Genomic DNA, 22,338 nt, shown 5'->3' on the forward strand with positions numbered 1-22,338 from the left:
GCGCCGCGCAGCGGCGCCTGGCCCAACGGGTGCGGCTCATGTGCCATGAGCCAGGCAGCGGGCGGGAGAACACCCGCCTGCCGAACAACAGCTCAGACCAGACGCGAGGTGTCTTTGGCTGCGCGGACGAAATCGTCAAACAGCGGGTGCGGCGCAAAGGGTTTGGATTTCAGCTCCGGGTGGAACTGCACGCCGATGAACCACGGATGGTCCTTCCATTCCACGATCTCCGGCAGGCGGCCGTCGGGCGACATGCCCGAGAAGTTCAGCCCGCATTCTTCCAGCTTTTCGCGGTATTTGATGTCCACCTCATAGCGGTGGCGGTGGCGCTCCTCGATGTGGGTGCTGCCATAGGCGGCGGCGACCTTGGAACCTTCGGTCAGCGCCGCGTCATAGGCGCCAAGGCGCATGGTGCCGCCCTTGTCGTCATCCGCCTTGCGGCTGATCTTGTGGTTGCCCTGCACCCATTCCTTCAGGTGATAGACCACCGGTTCGAACCGTTTCTTGCCGGCCTCATGGTCGAACTCTTCCGAACCCGCCTCGGTGATACCCGCCACATTGCGCGCAGCCTCGATCACCGCCATCTGCATGCCGAGGCAGATGCCCAGGTAGGGGACGTCGTTTTCGCGCGCATATTGCGCCGCCTTGATCTTGCCCTCGGTACCGCGCTCGCCAAAGCCGCCGGGGACCAGGATCGCGTGGTAGCCCTGCAGATAGGGGGCGGCGTCTTCCTTGTCGAACAGCTCGGCGTCGACCCATTCGATCTTCACCTTCACCCGGTTCGACATGCCGCCGTGGGTCAGCGCCTCGGCGATGGATTTATAGGCGTCTTCCAGCTGGGTGTATTTGCCGACAATGGCCACCTTCACTTCGCCTTCGGGGTTATAGATGCGGTCGGCCACATCTTCCCAGCGGGCCAGGTTCGGTTTCGGGGCAGGGGAGATGCCGAACGCATCCAGAACCGCCTGATCCATGCCTTCGCGGTGATAGGCCAGCGGCGCCTCGTAAATGGATTTCAGATCCTGCGCAGCAATCACCGAATCCGGGCGCACGTTGCAGAAAAGCGCCAGCTTCTCGCGCTCTTTCTTCGGGATCGGGCCTTCAGAGCGGCAAACCAGGATGTCCGGCGCCAGGCCGATCGAGCGCAGCTCCTTGACCGAATGCTGGGTCGGTTTGGTTTTCAGCTCGCCGCTGGCCTTGATATAGGGCAGCAGGGTCAAATGCATAAACAGGCACTGGCCGCGCGGCTTGTCCTGGGCGAACTGGCGGATCGCTTCAAAGAACGGCAGGCCTTCGATGTCGCCGACGGTGCCGCCGATTTCACAGAGCATGAAGTCGACTTCATCCTCGCCGATCGAGATGAAATCCTTGATCTCGTTGGTGACGTGGGGAATGACCTGAATGGTCTTGCCCAGGTAGTCGCCGCGGCGCTCTTTCTCCAGCACGTTGGTGTAGATCCGCCCCGAGGAGATCGAGTCGGTCTTGCGCGCGGGCACGCCGGTGAACCGCTCGTAATGGCCCAGGTCCAGGTCGGTCTCGGCGCCATCGTCGGTGACAAAGACTTCGCCGTGTTCAAACGGGCTCATGGTGCCCGGATCGACGTTCAGATAGGGGTCCAGCTTGCGCAGGCGGACCGAGTAGCCCCGCGCCTGCAGAAGGGCGCCAAGCGCAGCCGAAGCCAGGCCTTTGCCCAAGGATGAAACAACACCGCCGGTGATGAAGATAAAACGCGCCATATGTATTCGGCTGCCCCCGTGAGAAGTCAGATTTCAGCTGCCCGGCGGTGATTGGAATCACCCCAAAAACCGCAGCATCACGGGACTTCATATATAAAGGATTCGCGCAAACAACGCAAGGGAACCGCAAGATGCTGTTGCGGTTCCTAAAACCCTCTCAAGGTGTAGTGTGTCAGTCTGCGCTGGGAACCAGCGGAGCGTTGTCGCCCTCAGAAGGCGGCAGAAGATCGCTGCCCAGCGGGGCTGCCGGAGCATCGCCCTGCTCTTCGGCCTGCGGCACGGCCAGACGATCGGTGACCGAGGCGCCTGCGGATTTCTGCGCGGCCATGATGGTCAGGGTGATCGAGGTGCAGATAAAGGCGATGGCCAGGATCCAGGTCAGCCGGCTGAGCGCTGTAGCTGCCGCGCGGCCGGAGACAGCACCGCCGCCGCCGCCGCCCATGCCAAGGCCGCCGCCTTCGGAGCGCTGCAGCAGAACAACTGCAATCAGGCCGAGAGCCAAAAGAAGATGGATGATGAGAACAACGTTTTCCATGGGCCCCTGCGGCGGTTGGCTGAGTATCGGGCGGTAAATAGGCAAGATTGACCGGGGGGGCAAGGGCGGAGTTGCAGCCCCTGCCGCGAACCGTCCCGGACGTCACGCAACATGAATGTTTGCATCATGAAACATGACTGGACAGGCCTCCTGCAGCGGCGCAGCATGGGGTATGCCTCATGATCACCCCGACCACCCGCATGCCCTTTTGCCGCCTGACCCTGCTTTGCGGGTCAAGGCGCTGGAATCGATTCTCATTCAGAAGGGGCTGATTGATCCCGCCGCGCTGGAGGAGATCATTGATACCTATCAAAACAGGATCGGCCCGCAGAACGGCGCCCTTGTGGTGGCGCGCGCCTGGAGCGATCCGGAGTTCAAGGCAGCACTGCTGGCGGATGCTGATCCGGTGCTGGCGGACCTTGGGTTTTATGGCCGCCAGGGCGAGCATATGGTGGTGGTGGAGAATACGGCCCTGCAGCACAATATGGTCGTTTGTACGCTGTGCAGCTGCTACCCGTGGCCTTTGCTGGGTATACCGCCGGGCTGGTATAAGTCCGACGCCTATCGCGCCCGCGCGGTGCGCGAACCGCGGAAAGTTCTGGCGGATTTCGGCGTGGCCCTGCCTGAGGGGACCGCGGTGCGGGTCTGGGACTCGACGGCTGAGGTCCGCTATCTGGTGCTGCCGATGCGGCCTGAAGGCACTGAGGGTTTGAGCGCAGAGGAGCTGGCGGCGCTGGTGACCCGCGACAGCATGATCGGCACCGGCCTTGCACGGCAGCCGGGGGAGGCGCCGGCATGACCCGGGTGCATGACATGGGCGGGCGATTCGGTGACGGACCGGTAGTGCCGGAAGCCGAGGACGCGCCGGTTTTTGCCGAGGACTGGCATGCCCGGGCGCTGGCGGTGACGCTGGCCTGCGGCGCGCTGGGGCGGTGGAATATCGACACCTCCCGCCATGCGCGGGAGAAGCTGTCGCCGAAGGATTATACGCGGTTTTCCTATTACGAGAAATGGATCTCGGCGCTGGCGGATCTGCTGGTGGAGAAAGGCGTGCTGACGCGCGAAGACCTGCAGGGCCAGGGTGCTGCCGGACTGCATGCGCTGGCAGAGCGGGCGCTGAAGGCGGATGCGGTGGCAGGGGCCTTGGCCAAGGGCGGTCCAGCCACCCGTGAGGGCGGGCCGAAGCCGCGGTTTCATCCGGGGCAGGCGGTGCGGGTGCGAATCCCTGCTGACAACGCGCTGGTCGATGGCGGCCACACGCGGCTGCCGCAATATGCCGCCGGCGCGCATGGCTATGTCCTGCGGCTGCATGGCACCCATGTGCTGCCGGACAGCAACGCGCATGGATTGGGCGAAGCACCGGAGCCGCTGTATGCGGTGCGGTTTTCGGCGCGCATGTTGTGGGCGCATCCCGAACATCCCGAGGACGAGGTGGTGCTGGACCTGTGGCAAAGCTATCTGGAGCCACTATGAGCGGGTGTTCTGAGGTTGCCGCGCCGGAGCCGGTCTTTGCCGAGCCTTGGCATGCGCAGGTCTTTGCACTGACGGTGCATCTGAACGAAGCCGGGCGGTTTACCTGGGGCGTATGGGTCGAGCGGTTCTCGGCCACTTTGCGACGCCACGGCCTTAGCCGTGAGCTGGATGGCGGTGAGGATTATTTTCGCGCCTGGCTGGAGACACTGGAGATGTTCCTGGCCGAGGAGGGGGCGGCATCGCGCGCGGAGGCCGAGGTGATGCGCAGCCGCTGGGAAGCGGCCTATCTGGCGACTCCGCATGGGAAACCGGTGCGGCTAAGCGATTGACCGCGCAGCAGGTTCGGCCGCCGGGGCCGTCCGACCGTCCGGGCGGTTCAGGTTTCTTCTTTCGTTGGTCTGAGCGCTGATCCGGTTAATGATGGCGGCGCTGCCGGACAGCGCCCGTCCGTCCCATCGGGCGGGCTCTTTTGTCAGGTAAGCCCGCCAACTGAACTCTTGCAGATCCGGCACGGTAAACTGCCTTTCAGGTCTGTTCCGCCGCCAGCCCGCGGACGGGCTCTGCCCGGCTGAGAACGGGTTTTGCGGCGGAGAGGGGGCCGCGCGCTGTGAATTAGCGTCTGACTGCGGCGAATTTGCGGTTCCCCTGCCGGCGCAGCATCGCTATATGAGCGTGGGTTTGAACCAAGACTGTAAAGGACCGGATATGGCCAATGTCGTCGTAGTCGGCGCCCAGTGGGGCGACGAAGGGAAAGGCAAGATCGTGGATTGGCTGAGCGAGCGTGCAGACGTGATCGCGCGCTTCCAGGGCGGCCATAACGCCGGCCATACGCTGGTCATTGACGGCAAGGTCTACAAGCTGCACGCGCTGCCTTCGGGCGTGGTGCGCGGCGGCAAGCTGTCGGTCATTGGCAACGGTGTGGTGCTGGATCCCTGGCACCTGATGAAAGAGATCGCCACAGTCCAGGCGCAGGGTGTTGAGATCACCCCGGAAACGCTGATGGTCGCGGAAAACACGCCGCTGATCCTGCCGCTGCATGGCGAATTGGACCGGGCGCGCGAAGAGGCGGCCTCGAAAGGCACCAAGATCGGCACCACCGGCCGCGGCATTGGCCCGTGTTACGAAGATAAAGTGGGCCGCCGTGCGATCCGCGTCGCCGATCTGGCGGATGAGGCGACGCTGATTGCCCGCGTTGACCGGGCGCTGCAGCATCATGATCCGCTGCGCAAGGGGCTGGGTGTTGACGCAGTTGACCGCGACGCGCTGATTGAACAGCTGAAAGAGATCGCACCGAAGATTCTGCCCTATGCAGCGCCGGTCTGGAAGGTGCTGAACGAGAAGCGCAAGGCGGGCAAGCGGATCCTTTTTGAAGGCGCGCAGGGTGCGTTGCTGGACATTGATTTCGGCACCTATCCGTTTGTGACCTCGTCGAATGTGATTGCAGGCCAGGCGGCAACCGGTGTGGGCATCGGCCCCGGCTCGATCGATTATGTGCTGGGCATTGTGAAGGCCTATACCACACGGGTTGGCGAAGGCCCGTTCCCGACTGAGCTGTTGCAGGCCGATGGCACGCCGGATGCGGACGGCCAGCGTCTGGGTGAGCGCGGCCATGAGTTCGGCACTACCACCGGCCGCCAGCGCCGTTGCGGCTGGTTTGATGCCTGTCTGGTGCGCCAGACCTGCGCCACTTCCGGCATCAACGGTATTTCGCTGACCAAGCTGGATGTGCTGGACGGGTTCGAGACCCTGAAGATCTGTGTGGGCTATGATCTGGACGGCGAGCGCCTGGATTACCTGCCGACGGCTGCCGACAGCCAGGCCCGCTGCACGCCGGTTTACGAGGAAATGCCGGGCTGGAGCGAAAGCACCGAAGGCGCGCGCAGCTGGAATGACCTGCCGGCCAATGCGATCAAATATGTGAAACGGGTGGAAGAGCTGATTGACTGCCCGGTGGCATTGCTGTCCACCAGCCCGGAGCGGGACGACACCATTCTGGTGACCGATCCCTTTGCCGACTGATGGCTGAGGAAAAAGGCCTGAGCTATAAGGCCCGGCGGCGCTGGGCACTGGTGATCCTGCTGGTCGGGATGCCGGTTTACATCGTGGCTGCTGTCACGGTGATGAATATGCTGGACCGGCCGCCGTTGTGGCTGGAGCTGCTGATTTATGTGGCGCTGGGGGTTGTCTGGGTGCTGCCGTTTAAGTTTGTGTTCCGCGGTGTCGGCAAGGAAGATCCGGGCGCGGAACAGGAATAAGGTGAGGGCAGGCTTGAAAGAAGAGGGGCGCTGCCCCTCTGCGCCTGTGGCGCATTCACCCCGGAGTATTTCGGCAAAGATGAAGCAGGATCTGGTTCGGAAAATGAAAAGGCGGCCCGCAATGGCCGCCTTTTTTGGTCCGGTCGCCGGGGCGTTCAGCCTGCGGCGCGTTTGCCGGGCTTGAAGCCGATGTCGCCGGAGGCGGTGAACTGGCCGCTGCCGGAGCGTTCGATCTTGCCGTCGCGCAAGAGCTGGCCGAAAGAACGCAGCCCGTCTTCGCGGTTGAAGTCACTGCTGCCGGCGCTGCGCACCTTGTTCATCAGTTGCGGGCGCGAGAAGTGGTCGCGGCCTTCGACAAAGCTCATGTAGGCGGCGGCCGCTTCCAGCAGCTCATGCAGTTCGGCGGCGCCGCGTTCGGCGGCGTAGGAGGCAAAACCGCTGCTGCCTTCGGTTTCGTCGCCCAGAACCGCAGCCGAGACCCGGCGCGGGCGCACCGGCTGCTGCGGTGTGCTGCCTTCGTCAATGCGCTGTTCAGCCACCAGTTTCAGCGGGGCCGGGCGGGAGGCCGGGCCGGACGGACGTTCCGAGGCGTTCGGGCGGGACTCCGGGCGGCGCGGGCGGACCACGCTGGCCAGGTCTTCGCGGTAAGGCTTGGCGCCATCGCTGCCGGTGGTGCCAGCGGCAGGACCTTCGGCCTTGGTGGCGGCGACAGCGGCGCGCAGCTGGCTGTAAGCCTCGCGGGAAGAGGCGGTGTCAGGGTCCTCGAGTTTTTCGTCGGCGGCGGCCATCAGCCGGGAGACATCGCTGTCCGCCAGGCTGGCTGCTGCGGATTGGGCTGTGGACTGGGCGGGGGGCTGGGCCGTGGACAGGGCCGGAGAATCCCCGGCGTCCTGATCTTCGGAAGCGGCCAGGATCTCGGCCTCCACCTCAGCCAGTTCGCGCATCAGGTCGGCTTCGTCTTCCTGTGACAGCGGCGGCTGCCCGGGCGCGGGGTCTTCGCTGGCTTTGGATTCCTCCAGCCGGCCGGACGCGACGGCCTTGTCAAAGTCGGTGCGTTTCACCTTGGTGATGCGCACCCGCGCCGGACGGGCGGGGGCAGGTTTGGCAGCGGCAGCTTCGTCTTCGGCGCTGCCGGCCAGGAGGTTTTCGGCGCCACGGCTGTCTGTGGTTTCGCTGGCGTCCGCAGCAGCCGGCGCATTGTCTTTATCCTGCAGGCCGGCAAACAGGCTGTCGCTGTCTTGTGCCGGGGCATCGCTTGCAGAGGCGGCCCCGGTGTTCAGGTCCAGGCGGTCCAGTGCCTTGGCGATTGCATCGTTGTCTTCATCATCAAAGCCCTGTGCGCCGTCGGCGTCATCTTCCAGCAGCGCGTTGGAGATGTCCTCGGCGGCGCTTTCCAGAACGTCGTCGGCATGCTCGTCTTCGGTGAAGTCTTCGTCCGGGGTCTGTGCCACCACAGCACGGATGCGCTGCAGTTTGGCGGCGATGCTGTCTGCGGCCGGCACGGTGTCTTCGCCGGCGTCTTTTCCGGTGCGCGGGGCGGCTTCGGCCTTTGCTTCCTTGGGGGAGGTAACCTCATCGGCAGCGGCTTCATTGACTTCGAGCAGTTCGACTTCGGGGGTGCTGTCTTCGGCGGCCTGCGCATCTTCGCTTGCGGTTTCCAGCACAGCGGCAATGGTTTCTTCGGCTTCGGCTTCGGCTTCGGCTTCGGCTTCGGCTTCGGCTTCGGCTTCGGCTTCGGCTTCGGCTTCGGCTTCGGCTTCGGCTTCCTCAATCTCTGCTGTTGCGGTTTGGGCTTCCTCTGCGACAGCCTCGGCGGCGGAATCGGAGGCTTCGGCAGCAATTGTATCTGCTGCTGCGGTTGCTTCTGCGGTGGCCTCGGTCACTGCAGTTTCTGCAGGTGCCTCTGCCGGGGCGGGTTGTTCTGCAACCGGTTCCGCGGCAGGTGCCGGTTCGGGGACAGCCTGTGCTGGAGCTGATTGAGCCGGAGCAGCCTGTGCCGGAGCAGGGGGGTCAACTGCAGCGGTGGCAAGCGCCGGGGTGGCGGCGCGCAGGTGGATACCTCCGTCGCTGGTGCGGGCCTCGACCTGGCGGGCAATCTCGCGTTGGGCGATGCGGGCCAGCATGTCGGCGTCAGGTTGCGGCGGCTCGGCCCCGAAATACCTGTCGTCCGACGCAAGGTCGCGGAAATACTCGGCAATCGCCTTCATGGTGCCGAAGGAATCCTCAAACCCTTCCAAAGTGCAGGAAAAGGTTCCATAGGATACGGTCAAGACTTTGTTGTTATGTACCATCAGCTCGCTCGTCTTCGTCACATTTGTTGCCATTCACCATATTGGCAGAAGGGACCAATTTTGCTCGAATCCGTGCAATTGATCGTATCATTTTGTGTTCAGAATGTGACCTGTTTCCAAAACTGCCAGGAATGCGCCCCATGAACCGTCTGATTGTTGAGGAATTGGAACCAATCACCCTGGTTGGCGGCGGTGCGCTTGGGTCCGACGATCTGGCGGCGGCGCTGGCGCTGGCACCGGTGCTGGTGGCGGCGGATGGCGGGGCCGCTGCGGTGCTGGCGGCGGGGCATGTTCCAAGTGCGGTGATCGGCGATTTTGACTCGCTGCCGCAGGATGTGCGGGACCGTCTGCCGCCGGAGTGTCTGCATCCGGTGGCCGAGCAGGACAGTACCGATTTTGACAAGGCGCTGCGGGGGATTGCGGCGCCGGTGGTGCTGGCGGTGGGGTTTTTAGGCGGGCGGGTGGATCACCAGCTGGCGGCGTTCAATACGCTGGTGCAGGGGCATCAGACCCCTTGTGTGCTGATTGGTGAGACCGAAGTGATGTTTCACCTGACCCATGCGGTGGAACTGCCAGCGGCGGCGGGGGAGGTTATCTCGCTGTTTCCGATGCGGGCGGTGCAGGGGCGGTCTGAAGGGCTGGAGTGGCCCATTGATGGCTTGCGGATGTCGCCGATGGGGCGGATCGGCACCTCCAACCGGGCGACAGGCCCGGTGCGGCTGGTACCGGAGGGGCCGGGGCTCTTGGTGATCGTGCCGCGGCGGCTGCTGGCTGCGGTGGCGGCGGCGGTCAGGCGGGATTGATCCGTTCTGCGATCTCGGCGGCCTTGCGTTCGCGCAGCACCGCATAGAGTCCGGCACTGATGGTCAGCAGAATGCCAAAGGCCGAGAGGGTGTTCGGGAGTTCATAGAAGAACAGCCAGCCGAAGAACACGGCCACCGGGATCTCCAGGTATTGCATCGAGGCGAGGGTGGAGGTCGGGGCAAACCGCAGGCTCCAGGTCATCATCAGATGCGCGACGGTGCCCAGGGCGCCGGCGGCGGCCAGCAGCGCCCAGGTGTCCTGCGGCGGTGCGGTGATGGAGAGGGCGTGCAGGCCGGCGGCATCGCCGATCAGGAACACTGGCGCCAGCAGTACCGTGCCCATGGCGCCGGCTACGGCCTGTAGGGAAATGGGATCGGTCTCCTTGGCGATCTTGCGGGTGACCAGCATGAACAGGGCAAAGATCACCGCCACCAACAGCGGCCAAAGCGCGTTCCAGCCGACCGCGGCAAAGCTGGGCTGAATGACCAGCAGGGTGCCGGTAAAGCCCACCACGCAGGCGCCAAGGCGGCGCAGGCCGACCTGTTCCTTCAGCACGTATTTCCCCAGCAGCAGCATCAGGAAGGGCATCACAAAGGCAATTGCCACCGCATCAGCCAAGGGCAGGTAGCGAAAGGCGGTGAACATGGCGGCGATGCCGCCCATCTGCAGCAGGGTGCGCAGCAGCAGCAGCGGTGCCACCCGGCGCGACAGGCTGAGCGGCAGCCGCATCGCCAGTGCCAGCGGCAGCAGGAGCGCGGCCTGGGCGGCAAAGCGGATAAAGACGATCTGGGCCACCGGCACCCGGTTGGTCAGCAGTTTTGCAATGGCATCCCCCAGCGGGATCACCATGCAAAAGCCCAGCATCAGGGCAATGCCGAGGAGGGGCCGGTCCTGTGTCATGGCGCCACGCTAGGCGGGGCGCCATGGATTTTCAAGCTCGGGCGAGGGCTTCCAGCGCCGGGTCAGCAGTTCGGCACGTTCACCGCCAGACCGCCGAGCGAGGTTTCCTTGTACTTGTCATGCATGTCGGCGCCGGTCTGGCGCATGGTCTCGATGCAGGCGTCCAGCGGCACGAAATGCTGGCCGTCGCCGCGCAGGGCGAGGGACGCGGCGGAGACGGCCTTGATCGCCGCCAACCCGTTGCGCTCGATGCAGGGGACCTGCACCAGGCCCTTAACGGGGTCGCAGGTCATCCCGAGGTGATGCTCCAGCGCGATCTCGGCGGCGTTTTCCACCTGTTCGGGCGTGCCGCCCATCACCGCGCAGAGGCCCGCGGCGGACATCGCGGCTGCAGAGCCAACCTCGGCCTGGCAGCCTGCCTCGGCGCCGGAAATGGAGGCGTTGAATTTCACCAGGCCGGCGATGGCGGCGGCGGTCAGCAAAAAGTCCTCGACATGGCTTTCCGACGCACCGGGCACATGGTCGAGGTAATAGCGGATCACGGCCGGCAGGGTGCCGGCAGCACCATTGGTCGGCGCGGTCACCACCTGGCCGCCGGCCGCGTTCTCTTCGTTTACCGCCATCGCATAGACGCTCATCCAGTCGTTGATGGTGTGCGGTGCGGTCAGGTTCATGCCGCGTTCGGCCATCAGCGCGTCATAGATGCCCTTGGCGCGGCGGCGGACCTTGAGGCCGCCGGGCAGGATGCCGTCGCGCTCCAGCCCGCGGTTGATGCAGTCGTTCATCACCTGCCAGATGCGGGCAGTGCCTTTGGCGAGGCTGACCTCGCAGCCGCGGGCGATTTCATTGGCGCGTTTCATGCCGGCAATGGATTTGCCGCTGGATTTCGCCATCTCCAGCATCTCGGCCGCGGATTTGAACGGGAAGGGGACGGGATCGCCTTCGTCGGTCGCCTTGCCCTGGGCCAGTTCTTCCTCAGTTACGACAAAGCCGCCGCCGATCGAATAGTAGACCTGTTTCAGGATCACGTCGCCCTGGGCGTCGGTGGCCATCAGGATCATGCCGTTGGAATGGCCCGGCAGCGCGTGATCATAGTCAAAGATCATGTCGGCCTTGGGATCAAAGTGCAGCGCGCCCAGGCCTTCGGGCTGCATGGTGTGCGTCTTGTCCAGCTCCGCCAGGAAGGCCGTGGCCTTGGCATCATCATAGTCATGGGCAACAAAACCGCCAAGCCCGAGGATGGTGGCGCGGTCGGTGGCGTGGCCGACGCCGGTGAAGGCCAGCGAGCCGTGCAGCGAGGCGCGCAGACCGTGGAATTCAAACGGCGAGGCGCGCATCATATCGAGGAAGCGCGCAGCGGCGACCATCGGCCCCATGGTGTGCGAGGAGGACGGGCCGATGCCCACTTTGAACATGTCGAAAACGGAGAGGAACATCAGGTGGCTGATCCTTCTGGGGGATTGGCATAGGCAGGGGATGTGAACGGGGTGGCGCCGAGGCCCTCGGCCTCGCGCGCGGTGGTCACGGCGGTGCGGTGCTCCAGCCCGGCGCAGAGGCGCTGCAGGCTGGGGTATGCGGCGATGCGGAACCAGGACCTGTCCGCATCGGCAGGATACAGCGCCATCCAGCGCATCTGGCAGGCCAGGTAATAGTCCAGAACCGAGGGCTGGGGTGCTGCCAGCCAGGCGGGGCGGCCGGCGGCGGCATGGTCCAGGCTGGTCAGATGCCGGTGCAGCCGCTGACGGATGACGTTCTGCAGCTGCGCCTGCCGGGCCGGGTCATCGCCGATGTATTTTTGCGGATAGAACAGCATCCGCAGATCAGCATGCAGGGTGTTGGAGGCAAAGAACAGCCATTTCAGGAACGGAGCGTAGTCCGCAGTGCCTGCCGCCGGGGCCATCGCCCCGTGCCGGCCGGACAGCCACAGCAGGATGGCGGCGGTTTCAAACAGCGCACCATCTGGGGTTTCCAGCACCGGGATCAGCCCGCCCGGATTGAGCGCCAGGTATTCGGCGCTACGCTGCGCCTTTGCCTTGCGGTCGACGAGGACGGCGTCAAACGGCAGGCCAAGCTCCTCCAGCACCAGCCGGATGACCAGTGAAGCATTGTCGGGGGCGTAGTGCAGGCGGTATTCGGGTTTCATGACGCAATATTATGACGCGGACGCCTGGAATATGTGTCCGTTTCCGGCGTTTCCAATAGGAAACCCGCCTTTGTGATGCAGGTTTCGCTGCCGGGGTGCCGGATGGCGGTTTCCTGCCTGCGCTTCAGGTGGCTATTGCCGCCGGGCGGTGCAGACAAAATGGGTAAGCGACATGAAGAATCTGCCCTCGGCGGCCAGTTCCTGCTGTTCCTGTGCCCAGGCGGCGGCGTCGTCTTGGTCGGTGGCGCCGATATCCACTGCAAAGGCGCGGATCAGCTGGATCATCATTGCCGCCAGCCCGTCCGGGCGCAGGGTGGTGTCGCAGACTGCAAGCGGCTGCATCCGCTGCATTTCGAACCCGCAGCTGCGCAGTTCAGAGGGCAGTTTTGCAGGCAAATCGCGCACCGCCATGTGGCGGCTCCAGGCCTCCAGCATCCGGTTCATGCGGGTGGTATTGTCGCTGTGCCAGGCCAGGGTGTCCCAATGCATGTCGCCAACCACCAGCAGCCCGCCGAGCTTCAGCACCTTGTGCAAGGCGCGCAGGGCAAGGCGGCGGTCGGTCAGATATTCGAACACTTGCAGCGAAACGGCTTTGTCAAAGCTTTCCGTCTGAAACGGCAGCCGGGCCGCATCGCCCTCGGTCAGGGTGGTATTGGCGCGCGCCTCCAGCCGGTTGCGGGCGGCGGCCAGCATGTCGGGGCTGGTGTCCAAGCCAGTCACGTGGCCGGCGGGGCCGACAGCGCGGGCCAGTTCCAGCGTCAGCAGCCCGTTGCCGCAGCCCAGATCCAGAATGCGGTCGCCCGGTTCGGGCGTCAGCGCGTCGAAACTGGCCCGCCGCCGCTGCGACACATCGGCGCCCTGATAGGCGTCTTCCAGCACGCGGGCGGTTTCCTCGTCGAATTGCAGCATGGTTTTGATCCCCCAAGTTGAAAATCAATAGCCCGGCTGCGGCGCATTTCCAGCCGCAGTCCCGGAATCCGCTGCAAGCCCCCTCGCACAGAGGCGGCAAACCGCCTATAACCGCGGCAAATGCGTATTCATGGAGTCACCTGATGACCGGAGAGCTGTCGCCCATCGACAAGGCGAAATTCGTTGCTGCCAAACGAGCGGCTGAAATGGTTGAGGACGGCATGCGTGTCGGCCTTGGCACCGGTTCCACCGCGGCCTGGCTGGTGCGCTGTCTGGGCGAGATGGTGAGCCGCGACGGGCTGAAGATCACCGCGGTGCCGACCTCCAGCCGCACTGCCGCGCTGGCGCGGGATGTGGGCATCAATGTGGTGTCGCTGGACGAGGCCAAATGGCTGGATATGACCATTGACGGCGCCGATGAGTTCGACGCCGATCTGAACCTGATCAAGGGCGGCGGCGGCGCCCATCTGCAGGAGAAGATCGTGGCCACCGCCTCGGACCAGATGGTGGTGATTGCCGATGCCAGCAAGTCGGTTGAGACCCTGGGCGCCTTCCCTCTGCCGGTTGAAGTGCTGCCGTTCGGCTGGCAGAGCAGCCAGGCGCTGATCGAGGAAACCCTGGTGTCGATGGATGTGATGGGCCGCACCACGACGCTGCGGATGAACGGTGATGCGCCGTTTGTGACCGATGAGGGCAATTACATTCTGGACCTGCACCTGAAACGGATCGGCAATGCCCGCCAGCTGGCGCTGGTGATGAACCAGATCCCCGGCGTGATCGAGAACGGGCTGTTCATCGACATCTGCGACACCGTGGTGATCGGTTTCGGCGACGGAAGGGTTGAGGTGCGCGACATCAACGAAGGCACGGTTGAGAAGGACAAGCTGGACTTTGTCGAGAACGACAACCTGTTCACCGATCTTCAGGATTGAATTGCGCCCGGCCGGCAGGCCGGGCGCTGCCCTGCGCTTTCTGTGTGGGACCTTTCGCCTCACAACCCTGTGCAAATTCAATGCAAAAGGTTGAATGCGCCGCAGGAACGCCCACTTGGGCATATGGCGTTTGGTGGTCCGTTATGGGATACACCTGATCAAGAAATGCAAAGGGCGGGATTTCATGAGCTTTGATTACGATCTGTTTGTCATCGGCGGCGGCTCGGGCGGGGTGCGGGCAGCGCGTGTTGCGGCGCAGGAAGGTGCCAAGGTCGCGCTGGCCGAAGAGGACCGCTATGGCGGCACCTGCGTGATCCGCGGCTGCGTGCCGAAAAAGCTGATGGTGTTTGCCTCTGAGTATTCTGGCATGGCCAAGGATGCCCAGGCTTACGGTTGGGACATCCAGCCAGGTGCGTTCAACTGGGACAGTTTCAAGGGCAAATTGCACGCCGAACTGGACCGGCTGGAAGGCATCTACCGGGGTATCCTGAAAAACAACGGTGTTGAAAGCTTTGACCAGCGCGCCAAGCTGGCCGATGCCCACACGATTGAGCTGGCCGACGGCACCCGCAAGACTGCCAAGCACATTCTGGTTGCAACCGGCGGCTGGCCGACGGTGCCGGAATTTCCGGGCTCAGAGCTGGCGATCACCTCGAACGAGATTTTCCACATGGATAAGCTGCCCGAAAGCCTGCTGATTGTCGGCGGCGGTTATATCGCCAGCGAATTTGCGGGCATCATGAACGGGCTGGGGGTTAAGACCACGCAATTCTACCGCGGCCCGCAGATCCTGCGCGGCTTTGATGAGGAAGCGCGCGGCGTGATCGCCGAAGGCATGGTGGAGGCTGGGGTGGATCTGCAGCTGAACACCAATGTCACGGAAATGCGCCAAGAGGGCGGCAAGATCCGGGTGACCGATACCCACGGCAACACCCATCTGTTCGACAAGGTGATGTATGCCACGGGCCGCGCGCCCAATGCGGATAATCTGGGGCTTGAGGAAATCGGTGTTGAACGCGGCAAGGGCGGCGCCATCGCAGTGGATGCCTACAGCCAGACTACGGTGCCATCTGTCTTTGCTGTCGGGGATGTGACCGACCGGGTGAACCTGACCCCGGTGGCGATCCGCGAAGGCATGGCCTTTGTTGAGACCGTGTTCAAAGGCAACCCGACCAGCCCCGACCACGAGCTGATCCCGACGGCGATCTTCACCCAGCCGGAAATGGGCACCGTGGGCCTGAGCGAAGAAGACGCGGCCAAGCAGGAAGCGATCGAGGTTTATTCAACCTCCTTCAAGCCGATGCAGCAGGCCTTTGCGGGCCGCGCCCAGAAGGTGCTGATGAAGCTGGTGGTGTCCAAGGCCACGCGCAAGGTGCTGGGCTGCCATATCGTCGCACCGGGGGCGGGAGAGATGATCCAGCTGGCCGGTATTGCCGTAAAGATGGGTGCAACCAAGGAAGATTTCGACCGTACGGTTGCGGTCCACCCGACAATGTCGGAAGAGTTGGTAACGCTGAAGACTCCGGTGCGCTCGACCTGATCGGGCAGACCGGCAATAATTTAGACCTCATGCCGACCAGTGTAAAAATCATGGTCGGCAGCATACGGATAGGAGACAAATGGCGGGCAATAGCGGTGGCCCATGGGGGGGCGGTGGCTCCTCTGGCGGCGGAGGAGGCAACCGGGGCAATAACGGCGGCAACAATGGCGGCGGCGGCGGCCGCAAGCCGGAGGACCCCCAGATCCCCGAGATTGATGAACTGGTCAAGAAAGGCCAGGAGCAGCTACGCGTCCTGATGGGCGGGCGCGGCGGGTCCGGCGGACGGGGCGGCCGCGGCGGCGGCTCCGGCGGCGGCGGACCGCTGTTCACCAAGGGCACGCTGGGGCTGGCCGTTGTTGCTGCAGCCGTGCTGTGGGGCTTTGCCAGCTTCTACACCGTCAAGCCGGAAGAACAGTCGGTTGAGCTGTTCCTGGGCGAATACTCCTCGACCGGGCAGCCGGGCCTGAATTTTGCGCCCTGGCCGCTGGTGACCAAGGAAATCCTGCCGGTCACCCGTGAACAGACCGAAGACATCGGTGTCGGCGGCGGCCGCAGTTCGGAAGCCGGGCTGATGCTGACCGGCGACGAAAACATCGTCGATATCGATTTCCAGGTGGTCTGGAACATCAACGATCCGGCGAAGTTCCTGTTCAACCTGCGCGATGCCCGCACCACCATCCGGGCGGTGTCTGAATCGGCCATGCGCGAGATTATCGCCCAGTCCGAACTGGCGCCGATCCTGAACCGTGACCGTGGCTCGATCGCCTCGCGGCTGCAGGAGCTGATCCAGTTCACGCTGGACGACTATGACAGCGGCATCAACATCATCCGCGTCAACTTTGACAAGGCGGATCCGCCTGCGTCGGTGATTGCCGCATTCCGCGACGTTCAGGCTGCGGAGCAAGAGCGCGACCGGCGCCAGAACGAAGCGGACGCCTATGCCAACAATGCGCTGGCTGAAGCCCGCGGCCAGGCGGCTGAGCTGCTGGAACGGGCCGAAGGCTACCGTGCGCGCGTTGTCAACGAAGCCCAGGGTGAGGCGAGCCGCTTTAGCGCGGTTCTGACCGAATACCAGAAGGCTCCGGAAGTCACCCGCAAGCGCCTGTACCTGGAAACCATGGAAAAGGTGCTGGGCCGGGTTGACAAGATCATCCTCGATGAGCAATCCGGCGAAGGCCAGGGCGTCGTGCCTTATCTGCCGCTGAATGAACTGCGCCGCGGAGGAAGCAACTGATGCGTAAGACAACTCTTTTGCTGCCGGTGCTGGTGATCGCTGCGATTGCCGCGCTGTCGTCGGTGTTCATTGTGGACGAGCGTGAAAAGGCGCTGGTGCTGCAGTTCGGCCGGGTGGTCTCGGTCAAGGAAGATCCGGGCCTGGCGTTCAAGATCCCGGTAATCCAGGAAGTGGTGCGCTATGACGACCGCATCCTGAGCCGCGACATTGACCCGCTGGAAATCACCCCGTCGGACGACCGCCGCCTGGTGGTTGACGCCTTTGCGCGCTATCGTATCGTGGACGTGAACCGGTTCCGTCAGGCGGTTGGCGCCGGCGGTATCGCGACTGCGGAAAACCGGCTGGATTCGATCCTGCGGGCGCAGACCCGCGAGATCCTCGGTTCGGTCAGCTCCAACGACATCCTGTCTTCGGACCGGGCGGCGCTGATGCTGCGGATCCGCAACGGCGCCATTGCCGATGCGCGCGCTTTGGGCATTGCGATCATCGACGTGCGGCTGAAGCGCACTGACCTGCCGTCGGAAAACCTGGATGCGACGTTTGAGCGGATGCGGGCTGAGCGTGTGCGCGAAGCCACCGACGAACGCGCCCGCGGCAATGAGGCCGCACAGCGGATCCGGGCGCAGGCCGACCGGACCGTGGTTGAGCTGGTTTCCGAAGCACAGCGCGAAGCCGAGATCATCCGCGGTGAATCGGATGCCGAACGCAACGCGATCTTTGCCCAGGCCTATGGTGCGGACCCGGAGTTCTTTGAATTCTACCGCAGCCTGAATGCCTATGCGAATTCGCTGCTGGCGGGGAATTCCACCATGGTGCTGTCGCCGGATAACGAGTTCTTCAACTACCTGAAGTCCTCGGACGGCAAGCCGGCCGGGCAGTAATGGGGTTCATTCTCCTGGCCCTTGGGCTGGTACTGATTGCAGAGGGGCTGGTGTACGCACTGGCCCCTTCGCTTGTGGAGCGTTTGCTGGAGATGCTGCGCGCCTTGAGCGAGGAGCAGCGCCGCAATGCCGGGCTGGCGGCGCTGGCGCTGGGTCTGATCCTGGTCTGGCTGGCGTTCCGCTTGGGGGTCTGAAGGCACCGTTTTCCCCCTCGATTTTCAGCGAAAATGCAGACTTTCCCTGCTAGAATAGCCTGCAGCAGGACGCGCGCGTTCCGTTGCGGGCTGAAAACCCGGTCACAGCGGCTTTATTCCTTGCAACATTTGTTGCGGGGCGGGCGGAAGTTCCTACATTGGGTCCATAAGACTCTGCCCGGCTATCCTGGTGTTTACGCCGGTCCGGGGCGGACAAGAAAAGTTAGAAGTGACAAGGAGTAGATCCGTGCAGCCACAGGCAATTGCAATTCCCGGCCGGGCAGGCGGCAGCAGCGCGATGATGCGCATGATCTGGCTTGCGGTGCTGGCCATGGCGGTCCTGCTGATGCAGGCGGTATCCGCAATGGCGCGCCCCGAAAGCCTGGCGCCGCTGGCCGACCAGGTGAGCCCGGCAGTGGTCAACATCACCACCACAACCGTGGTCGAAGGCCGCACCGGCCCGCAGGGCATTGTGCCCGAAGGCTCGCCGTTTGAGGATTTCTTCCGTGAATTCCAGGACCGCAACGGCAATGGCAATGGCAACCGCCCGCGCCGGTCTTCGGCGCTGGGGTCGGGGTTTGTGATTTCCGAGGACGGTTACATCGTCACCAACAACCATGTGATCGAAGGTGCGGATGAGATCGAGATCGAGTTTTTCCCCGGCGACGGCCAGCCCAAGGAGCTGCTGCCGGCCAAGGTGATCGGCACCGATCCCAACACAGATATTGCGCTGCTCAAGGTGCAGGCGCCGGCGCCGCTGAAATTCGTCAAATTCGGCGACAGCGACACCGCCCGCGTAGGCGACTGGGTGGTCGCTATGGGCAACCCGCTGGGGCAGGGGTTCTCGGTTTCTGCAGGCATCGTGTCGGCGCGCAACCGCGAGCTGTCGGGGTCTTATGACGATTACATCCAGACCGATGCTGCGATCAACCGGGGCAACTCGGGCGGGCCGCTGTTCAACATGGATGGCGATGTTGTCGGCGTGAACACTGCGATCCTGTCGCCCAATGGCGGCTCCATCGGCATTGGTTTTTCGATGGCGTCGAATGTGGTTGTCAAAGTGGTCGACCAGCTGAAGAAATTCGGCGAGACCCGCCGCGGCTGGCTGGGTGTGAAGATCCAGGATGTGGATGCGGATCTGGCCGAGGCGATCGGCCTGGATAAGGCCCGCGGCGCGCTGGTGACAGACGTGCCCGAGGGCCCCGCCAAAGAGGCCGGTGTGCTGGCCGGCGACGTGATTGTCAGCTTTGACGGCGGCGATGTGAAGGATACCCGCGGGTTGGTGCGCCAGGTCGGCAATGCCGAGGTTGGCAAGACCGTGCGGCTGGTGGTGTACCGCGAGGGCAAGACAGAAACGCTGCGGGTGACTTTGGGCCGCCGCGAAGATGCCGAGCGCAGCCCCGCCGGTCAGCAGAACGGCGACGGTGAACCCGGCCAGACCGAAAAGGAACTGCTGGGCCTGTCGGTCGGAGTTCTGACGGACCAGATGCGCGGTGAGCTGAATGTGGGCGAAGATGTCGAAGGGCTGGCCATTCTGTCCGTGAACGAGACATCGGAGGCCTGGGAAAAAGGCCTGCGCGCCGGCGATGTGATCACCGAGGCAGGCCAGCAGAAGGTCACCTCGATCAGCGAGCTGGAGGCCCGCGTTGCCGAAGCCAAGGAGGCGGGCCGCAAGTCGCTGCTTCTGCTGGTACGCCGCGGCGGCGAGCCGCGTTTTGTGGCGCTGAACCTGGCGAAGTAACGGCCTGAAGACAGGTCGTGTCCAAACTGCCAAAGGCCGGGCTCTTTGCCCGGCCTTTGATCATTCCTGCAAAGGGTTTGCCCGTTTCATGAACAACAGGCCGCGGCTGTCCTGTTCGGTGTGCCAAACACTTGGGTCGGCAGCAAAGATCCGGCGGAAATCTTCAAGGTTGGGTTTTTCGTCGGATATCAGCACCCAGCCGCCGGGCCGCAGATGCGGCAGGCAGCGGGTCAGGACCGCCCGACGGTCCGGCGCAGCCAGCATGTGCAGGGTCCGGTCGAACAGCAGGATGTCGTAGTCCTTGCCCGGCTCCCAAGCTGTGAGGTCGGCGGCAGCGCCGGTAACGTCCAGGCCTTCCTTTGCCGCAGCATCCAGCATATCCCGGACGCCATGCGGCGACAGGTCGACGCCTGTGACCCTGTGGCCCAGGCGGGCAATGAACAGCGCGTCCCGCCCCTGGCCGCAGCCGGCATCCAGAACATGCAGGCCTTGCGCCTTAAGCCCGTTGAAAAAGGCAGTGATTTCCGGAGAGGGCGCGCCGAGAGCGTCCGGGGTTTCGCGGTAGAGTTTGTCATAATTGTAAGCCATGCGCGGCACCGTAGCGGTCCGGTTTCGGAATGGCTAAGTGAAATATTCCGTGAGCGGAAGGCGGGCCCGGCCCAAGACTTTTCAGAAAAGTCTTGCAAAAGTTTTGGAAAACTTTTTCGCCCTCTCGCTGACGGGCGGCGGCTGGCAACGAGAGGGCGGAATGGGGAAGAGCCATGCGCTGGCGGGCACATGGCTCTTTTGGGACAGGCAGCCATTGGGATGGAACGGATAATGGCTGTCTGATTCCGGTTATGTCCGGATGCGGACAAGCGTTCTGTAACCGGGATTACAGAACAGGGCTTTTATGGCGGATTTTCTGGAAAATTGCTGCTGCTGGTGCTGTCAGATTGAGTCCGGTTCGGCCAGCACCGCCAGTTCCGTGCGGTCAAGGATCTGCACGCCGCCGCGGCTGATGCTGACCAGGCCGGTGCGCTTCCAGGCGGCCAGGGTTTTTGAAACCGCTTCCCGGGTGGCGCCGACAAACTCCGCCAGTTCGGCTTGCGACAGAGCGACCCGGCCGTCGCTGTTTTCAGGTGCCAGATACAGCAGTTTGCGCGCCAGCCGCACCGGCATCGGCAAAAACACCTGCTCGTTCAGCTGGGTGTTCATCCAACGCATCCGTTGCCCGGCCAGCCGCAGCAAATCGGCGGCCAGATCCGGATACTGGCGGATCTGATCCAGCACGTCGCCGCTGCGCAGGCGCAGCACCCGGCTGGGCTCGGCGGCGATGGCGGTGGCGGTGCGCTCACCCGGGTCGAACAGGGTGATCTCTCCGAACACCGCGCCGGGGCGCATCATGTCCAGCGACAGCTTGCGGCCCGAAGCAGACAGCACCGAAAATTCCAGCGCGCCCTCGGCAATTGCATAAAGTGCATCGCCCTGATCGCCCTGTTCAAACAGCACTTCGCCCTGGCGCAGGCGCACTTCAGCCGCCTGGCTTTCGAGCATCCGCCTAAGCGGGCCGGAGGCGGCGGAGAGAAAGCCGGTATCGGGCAGGCGGGTTGTCAGCATGGCCAAATCTCTTTGCGTCAGGTGCCCAGTCCGGCGGACCTTAGCAGAGGCGTGGGCACCGGGGAACCGGGGAACTGAACCGGTTGGTTCAGCCCGCCACGGCCACCAGTCCCAGCTTGCGGGCGGAGGTGAGTGTCAGGGTGCCGCTGTCCAGACCCAGTGGTGCCTGATAGCGTTGCACAGCCTTGCGGGTGGCGGCGTCCATCTGTCCGTGAACGGGGCCGCGGTAAACCCCGCGGACGGCCAGGGCGCGCTGGATGGACCGGATAAAGCCGGGCGTCATCATGGCGGGGCAGGGGATTTCTATCCAGCGCTTCTGCCGCGGCTGCACGATCTGCTGGCGGGTCTCGGTGCGGAAGACGGCGGAGCGGATGACCTGGCCGCTGCTGTTGGTTTGCGCCGGCTGTGCCAGCACCTGGCTGATGATGGTTTCAACGACGGCGGGGGAAGTGTGCGTGCTCCAGCAGGTATCGGGCGGCGCGCCGGGCGGGGCATAGCGGCCGGCGCGGGAGACATCGCCGCCGGGCGGCGGCTGGACGCAGGCCGCCAGCAGCGCCAGCAGCAGCCCGGGCCAGAACCGGCGGCTGGTTTCGAATATGTTCGGCGTCATGCCCGGATGCCTTTGTCACTGTGCCTCTGCCGGCGCCCCTGTCAGTTCCGGGCGCCGGTGCTTTGGCGGCAGGTTAGCCCAGTTCCGGCCCTTGCGCAAAGGCGGGATCATCGCGGCGGCTTTGTTCCGCCAGCAACAGGTCAAGCATCGGCGAAATATCCTCAACCGTTTCGGCTATCACATGGGTGACGGAATGTGCCCGCTGCAGCCGTCCGGTGACACGCAAGAGCCGGCCTGAGATCACCGCGCGGCGGAAAGCCTCGTAGATCTTGCGCCAGACGATCACGTTGACGATGCCGGTCTCGTCCTCAAGCGTGACAAAGATCACGCCCTTGGCGGTGCCGGGACGCTGGCGCAGGATCACCAGCCCGGCGACGGTGATGCAGGCGTTCTGGGGCGGTTCCTGCAGCCGGGCCGCAGGCAGGCAGTGCGGCGGGTGCGGCCAGGGCTGGGATCCGTGCCCGCCTGCTGCGCAGGCTGCGGCGGGGGGGAGAACTGAGGCAGGGGTTGGGGCGGGGGCTGGCATGAGGAAAACGGCCTTGCGGTTGAAAAATATCCGGC

At 64.0% G+C, this 22,338-nt stretch carries 23 protein-coding genes; 12 read left to right on the plus strand and 11 right to left on the minus strand.

Annotated elements, in window-relative coordinates; genetic code table 11:
- Window positions 1-92: 92 nt before the first annotated feature.
- Together ETW24_RS06650 and secG are read right to left on the minus strand one after the other, a co-directional pair.
- A complete protein-coding gene (locus ETW24_RS06650; protein ID WP_129370301.1) occupies window positions 93-1,736 on the minus strand; it encodes a CTP synthase in 1,644 nt (547 codons plus the stop codon).
- Window positions 1,737-1,908: 172 nt separating this feature from the next.
- Window positions 1,909-2,271: a preprotein translocase subunit SecG gene (secG, locus tag ETW24_RS06655; RefSeq protein WP_129370302.1), complete on the minus strand. Its 363-nt coding sequence runs from the start codon at window positions 2,269-2,271 to the stop codon at window positions 1,909-1,911.
- 172 nt (window positions 2,272-2,443) lie between these two features.
- Between secG and nthA the strand changes: the two genes are divergently transcribed.
- The 5 genes from nthA to ETW24_RS06680 all read left to right on the plus strand — a co-directional run bounded on the left by nthA (window position 2,444) and on the right by ETW24_RS06680 (window position 5,999).
- Window positions 2,444-3,070: a nitrile hydratase subunit alpha gene (gene nthA / locus ETW24_RS06660; RefSeq protein WP_129370303.1), complete on the plus strand. Its 627-nt coding sequence runs from the start codon at window positions 2,444-2,446 to the stop codon at window positions 3,068-3,070.
- Window positions 3,067-3,744 carry a nitrile hydratase subunit beta gene (nthB, locus tag ETW24_RS06665; protein WP_129370304.1) on the plus strand — a complete coding sequence of 226 codons (678 nt, stop codon included), beginning with the start codon at window positions 3,067-3,069 and terminating at the stop codon, window positions 3,742-3,744. Before nthA ends, nthB begins: the two co-directional genes overlap by 4 nt.
- Window positions 3,741-4,073, plus strand: a complete 333-nt coding sequence (locus tag ETW24_RS06670; RefSeq protein ID WP_129370305.1) for a nitrile hydratase accessory protein — start codon at window positions 3,741-3,743, stop codon at window positions 4,071-4,073. The genes nthB and ETW24_RS06670 overlap by 4 nt, the downstream gene beginning before the upstream one ends.
- A gap of 376 nt (window positions 4,074-4,449) precedes the next feature.
- On the plus strand, window positions 4,450-5,763 hold the full coding sequence (locus tag ETW24_RS06675; protein ID WP_129370306.1) for an adenylosuccinate synthase: 1,314 nt from the start codon (window positions 4,450-4,452) through the stop codon (window positions 5,761-5,763).
- Window positions 5,763-5,999, plus strand: a complete 237-nt coding sequence (locus ETW24_RS06680; RefSeq protein WP_129370307.1) for a DUF2842 domain-containing protein — start codon at window positions 5,763-5,765, stop codon at window positions 5,997-5,999. Before ETW24_RS06675 ends, ETW24_RS06680 begins: the two co-directional genes overlap by 1 nt.
- A 155-nt stretch (window positions 6,000-6,154) precedes the next feature.
- Here ETW24_RS06680 and ETW24_RS24220 read toward each other — a convergent pair whose 3' ends face one another.
- The gene (locus ETW24_RS24220; RefSeq protein WP_164982708.1) at window positions 6,155-8,290 is read right to left on the minus strand and encodes a chemotaxis protein CheA; all 2,136 of its coding nucleotides are present in this window, start codon (window positions 8,288-8,290) and stop codon (window positions 6,155-6,157) included.
- Between the two features lie 140 nt (window positions 8,291-8,430).
- On the opposite strand from ETW24_RS24220, the gene ETW24_RS06700 reads away from it, so the two are divergent.
- Window positions 8,431-9,093: a thiamine diphosphokinase gene (locus tag ETW24_RS06700; protein WP_129370311.1), complete on the plus strand. Its 663-nt coding sequence runs from the start codon at window positions 8,431-8,433 to the stop codon at window positions 9,091-9,093.
- Here ETW24_RS06700 and ETW24_RS06705 read toward each other — a convergent pair.
- From ETW24_RS06705 to ETW24_RS06720, 4 genes are all read right to left on the minus strand, one after another.
- Window positions 9,080-9,994 (minus strand): DMT family transporter, encoded by a 915-nt coding sequence (locus ETW24_RS06705; protein WP_129370312.1) that lies wholly within the window; start codon window positions 9,992-9,994, stop codon window positions 9,080-9,082. The genes ETW24_RS06700 and ETW24_RS06705 overlap by 14 nt on opposite strands.
- 62 nt (window positions 9,995-10,056) lie before the next feature.
- Window positions 10,057-11,430 carry an L-serine ammonia-lyase gene (locus ETW24_RS06710; protein WP_129370313.1) on the minus strand — a complete coding sequence of 458 codons (1,374 nt, stop codon included), beginning with the start codon at window positions 11,428-11,430 and terminating at the stop codon, window positions 10,057-10,059.
- The gene (locus ETW24_RS06715; protein ID WP_129370314.1) at window positions 11,430-12,137 is read right to left on the minus strand and encodes a glutathione S-transferase family protein; all 708 of its coding nucleotides are present in this window, start codon (window positions 12,135-12,137) and stop codon (window positions 11,430-11,432) included. Before ETW24_RS06715 ends, ETW24_RS06710 begins: the two co-directional genes overlap by 1 nt.
- A gap of 132 nt (window positions 12,138-12,269) precedes the next feature.
- Window positions 12,270-13,046: a methyltransferase domain-containing protein gene (locus tag ETW24_RS06720; RefSeq protein WP_129370315.1), complete on the minus strand. Its 777-nt coding sequence runs from the start codon at window positions 13,044-13,046 to the stop codon at window positions 12,270-12,272.
- A 143-nt stretch (window positions 13,047-13,189) separates the two neighbouring features.
- Between ETW24_RS06720 and rpiA the strand changes: the two genes are divergently transcribed.
- The 6 genes from rpiA (at window position 13,190) to ETW24_RS06750 (ending at window position 19,568) form a co-directional block, all read left to right on the plus strand.
- A complete protein-coding gene (gene rpiA / locus ETW24_RS06725; RefSeq protein WP_027259609.1) occupies window positions 13,190-13,978 on the plus strand; it encodes a ribose-5-phosphate isomerase RpiA in 789 nt (262 codons plus the stop codon).
- Window positions 13,979-14,162: 184 nt separating this feature from the next.
- Window positions 14,163-15,518 carry a glutathione-disulfide reductase gene (gene gor, locus ETW24_RS06730; RefSeq protein WP_129370316.1) on the plus strand — a complete coding sequence of 452 codons (1,356 nt, stop codon included), beginning with the start codon at window positions 14,163-14,165 and terminating at the stop codon, window positions 15,516-15,518.
- A gap of 79 nt (window positions 15,519-15,597) precedes the next feature.
- The gene (gene hflK / locus ETW24_RS06735; protein ID WP_129370317.1) at window positions 15,598-16,752 is read left to right on the plus strand and encodes an FtsH protease activity modulator HflK; all 1,155 of its coding nucleotides are present in this window, start codon (window positions 15,598-15,600) and stop codon (window positions 16,750-16,752) included.
- A complete protein-coding gene (gene hflC, locus ETW24_RS06740) occupies window positions 16,752-17,633 on the plus strand; it encodes a protease modulator HflC (RefSeq protein ID WP_129370318.1) in 882 nt (293 codons plus the stop codon). The genes hflK and hflC overlap by 1 nt, the downstream gene beginning before the upstream one ends.
- Entirely contained in the window at window positions 17,633-17,827 is a 195-nt protein-coding gene (locus ETW24_RS06745; protein WP_129370319.1) for a DUF2065 family protein, read from the plus strand. The genes hflC and ETW24_RS06745 overlap by 1 nt, the downstream gene beginning before the upstream one ends.
- Before the next feature lie 298 nt (window positions 17,828-18,125).
- Window positions 18,126-19,568, plus strand: a complete 1,443-nt coding sequence (locus ETW24_RS06750) for a Do family serine endopeptidase (RefSeq protein ID WP_254695748.1) — start codon at window positions 18,126-18,128, stop codon at window positions 19,566-19,568.
- Window positions 19,569-19,628: 60 nt separating this feature from the next.
- Here ETW24_RS06750 and ETW24_RS06755 read toward each other — a convergent pair whose 3' ends face one another.
- From ETW24_RS06755 to ETW24_RS06770, 4 genes are all read right to left on the minus strand, one after another.
- Window positions 19,629-20,156: a class I SAM-dependent methyltransferase gene (locus ETW24_RS06755; RefSeq protein WP_129370321.1), complete on the minus strand. Its 528-nt coding sequence runs from the start codon at window positions 20,154-20,156 to the stop codon at window positions 19,629-19,631.
- Window positions 20,157-20,498: 342 nt separating this feature from the next.
- Window positions 20,499-21,167: a Crp/Fnr family transcriptional regulator gene (locus ETW24_RS06760; RefSeq protein WP_129370322.1), complete on the minus strand. Its 669-nt coding sequence runs from the start codon at window positions 21,165-21,167 to the stop codon at window positions 20,499-20,501.
- A gap of 88 nt (window positions 21,168-21,255) precedes the next feature.
- Window positions 21,256-21,777, minus strand: a complete 522-nt coding sequence (locus ETW24_RS06765) for a peptidoglycan-binding domain-containing protein (RefSeq protein ID WP_129370323.1) — start codon at window positions 21,775-21,777, stop codon at window positions 21,256-21,258.
- Window positions 21,778-21,850: 73 nt separating this feature from the next.
- On the minus strand, window positions 21,851-22,303 hold the full coding sequence (locus tag ETW24_RS06770; protein WP_254695718.1) for an OB-fold nucleic acid binding domain-containing protein: 453 nt from the start codon (window positions 22,301-22,303) through the stop codon (window positions 21,851-21,853).
- Window positions 22,304-22,338 lie beyond the last annotated feature (35 nt).

The sequence above is a fragment of the Leisingera sp. NJS204 genome (assembly GCF_004123675.1).
Taxonomy (GTDB): domain Bacteria; phylum Pseudomonadota; class Alphaproteobacteria; order Rhodobacterales; family Rhodobacteraceae; genus Leisingera.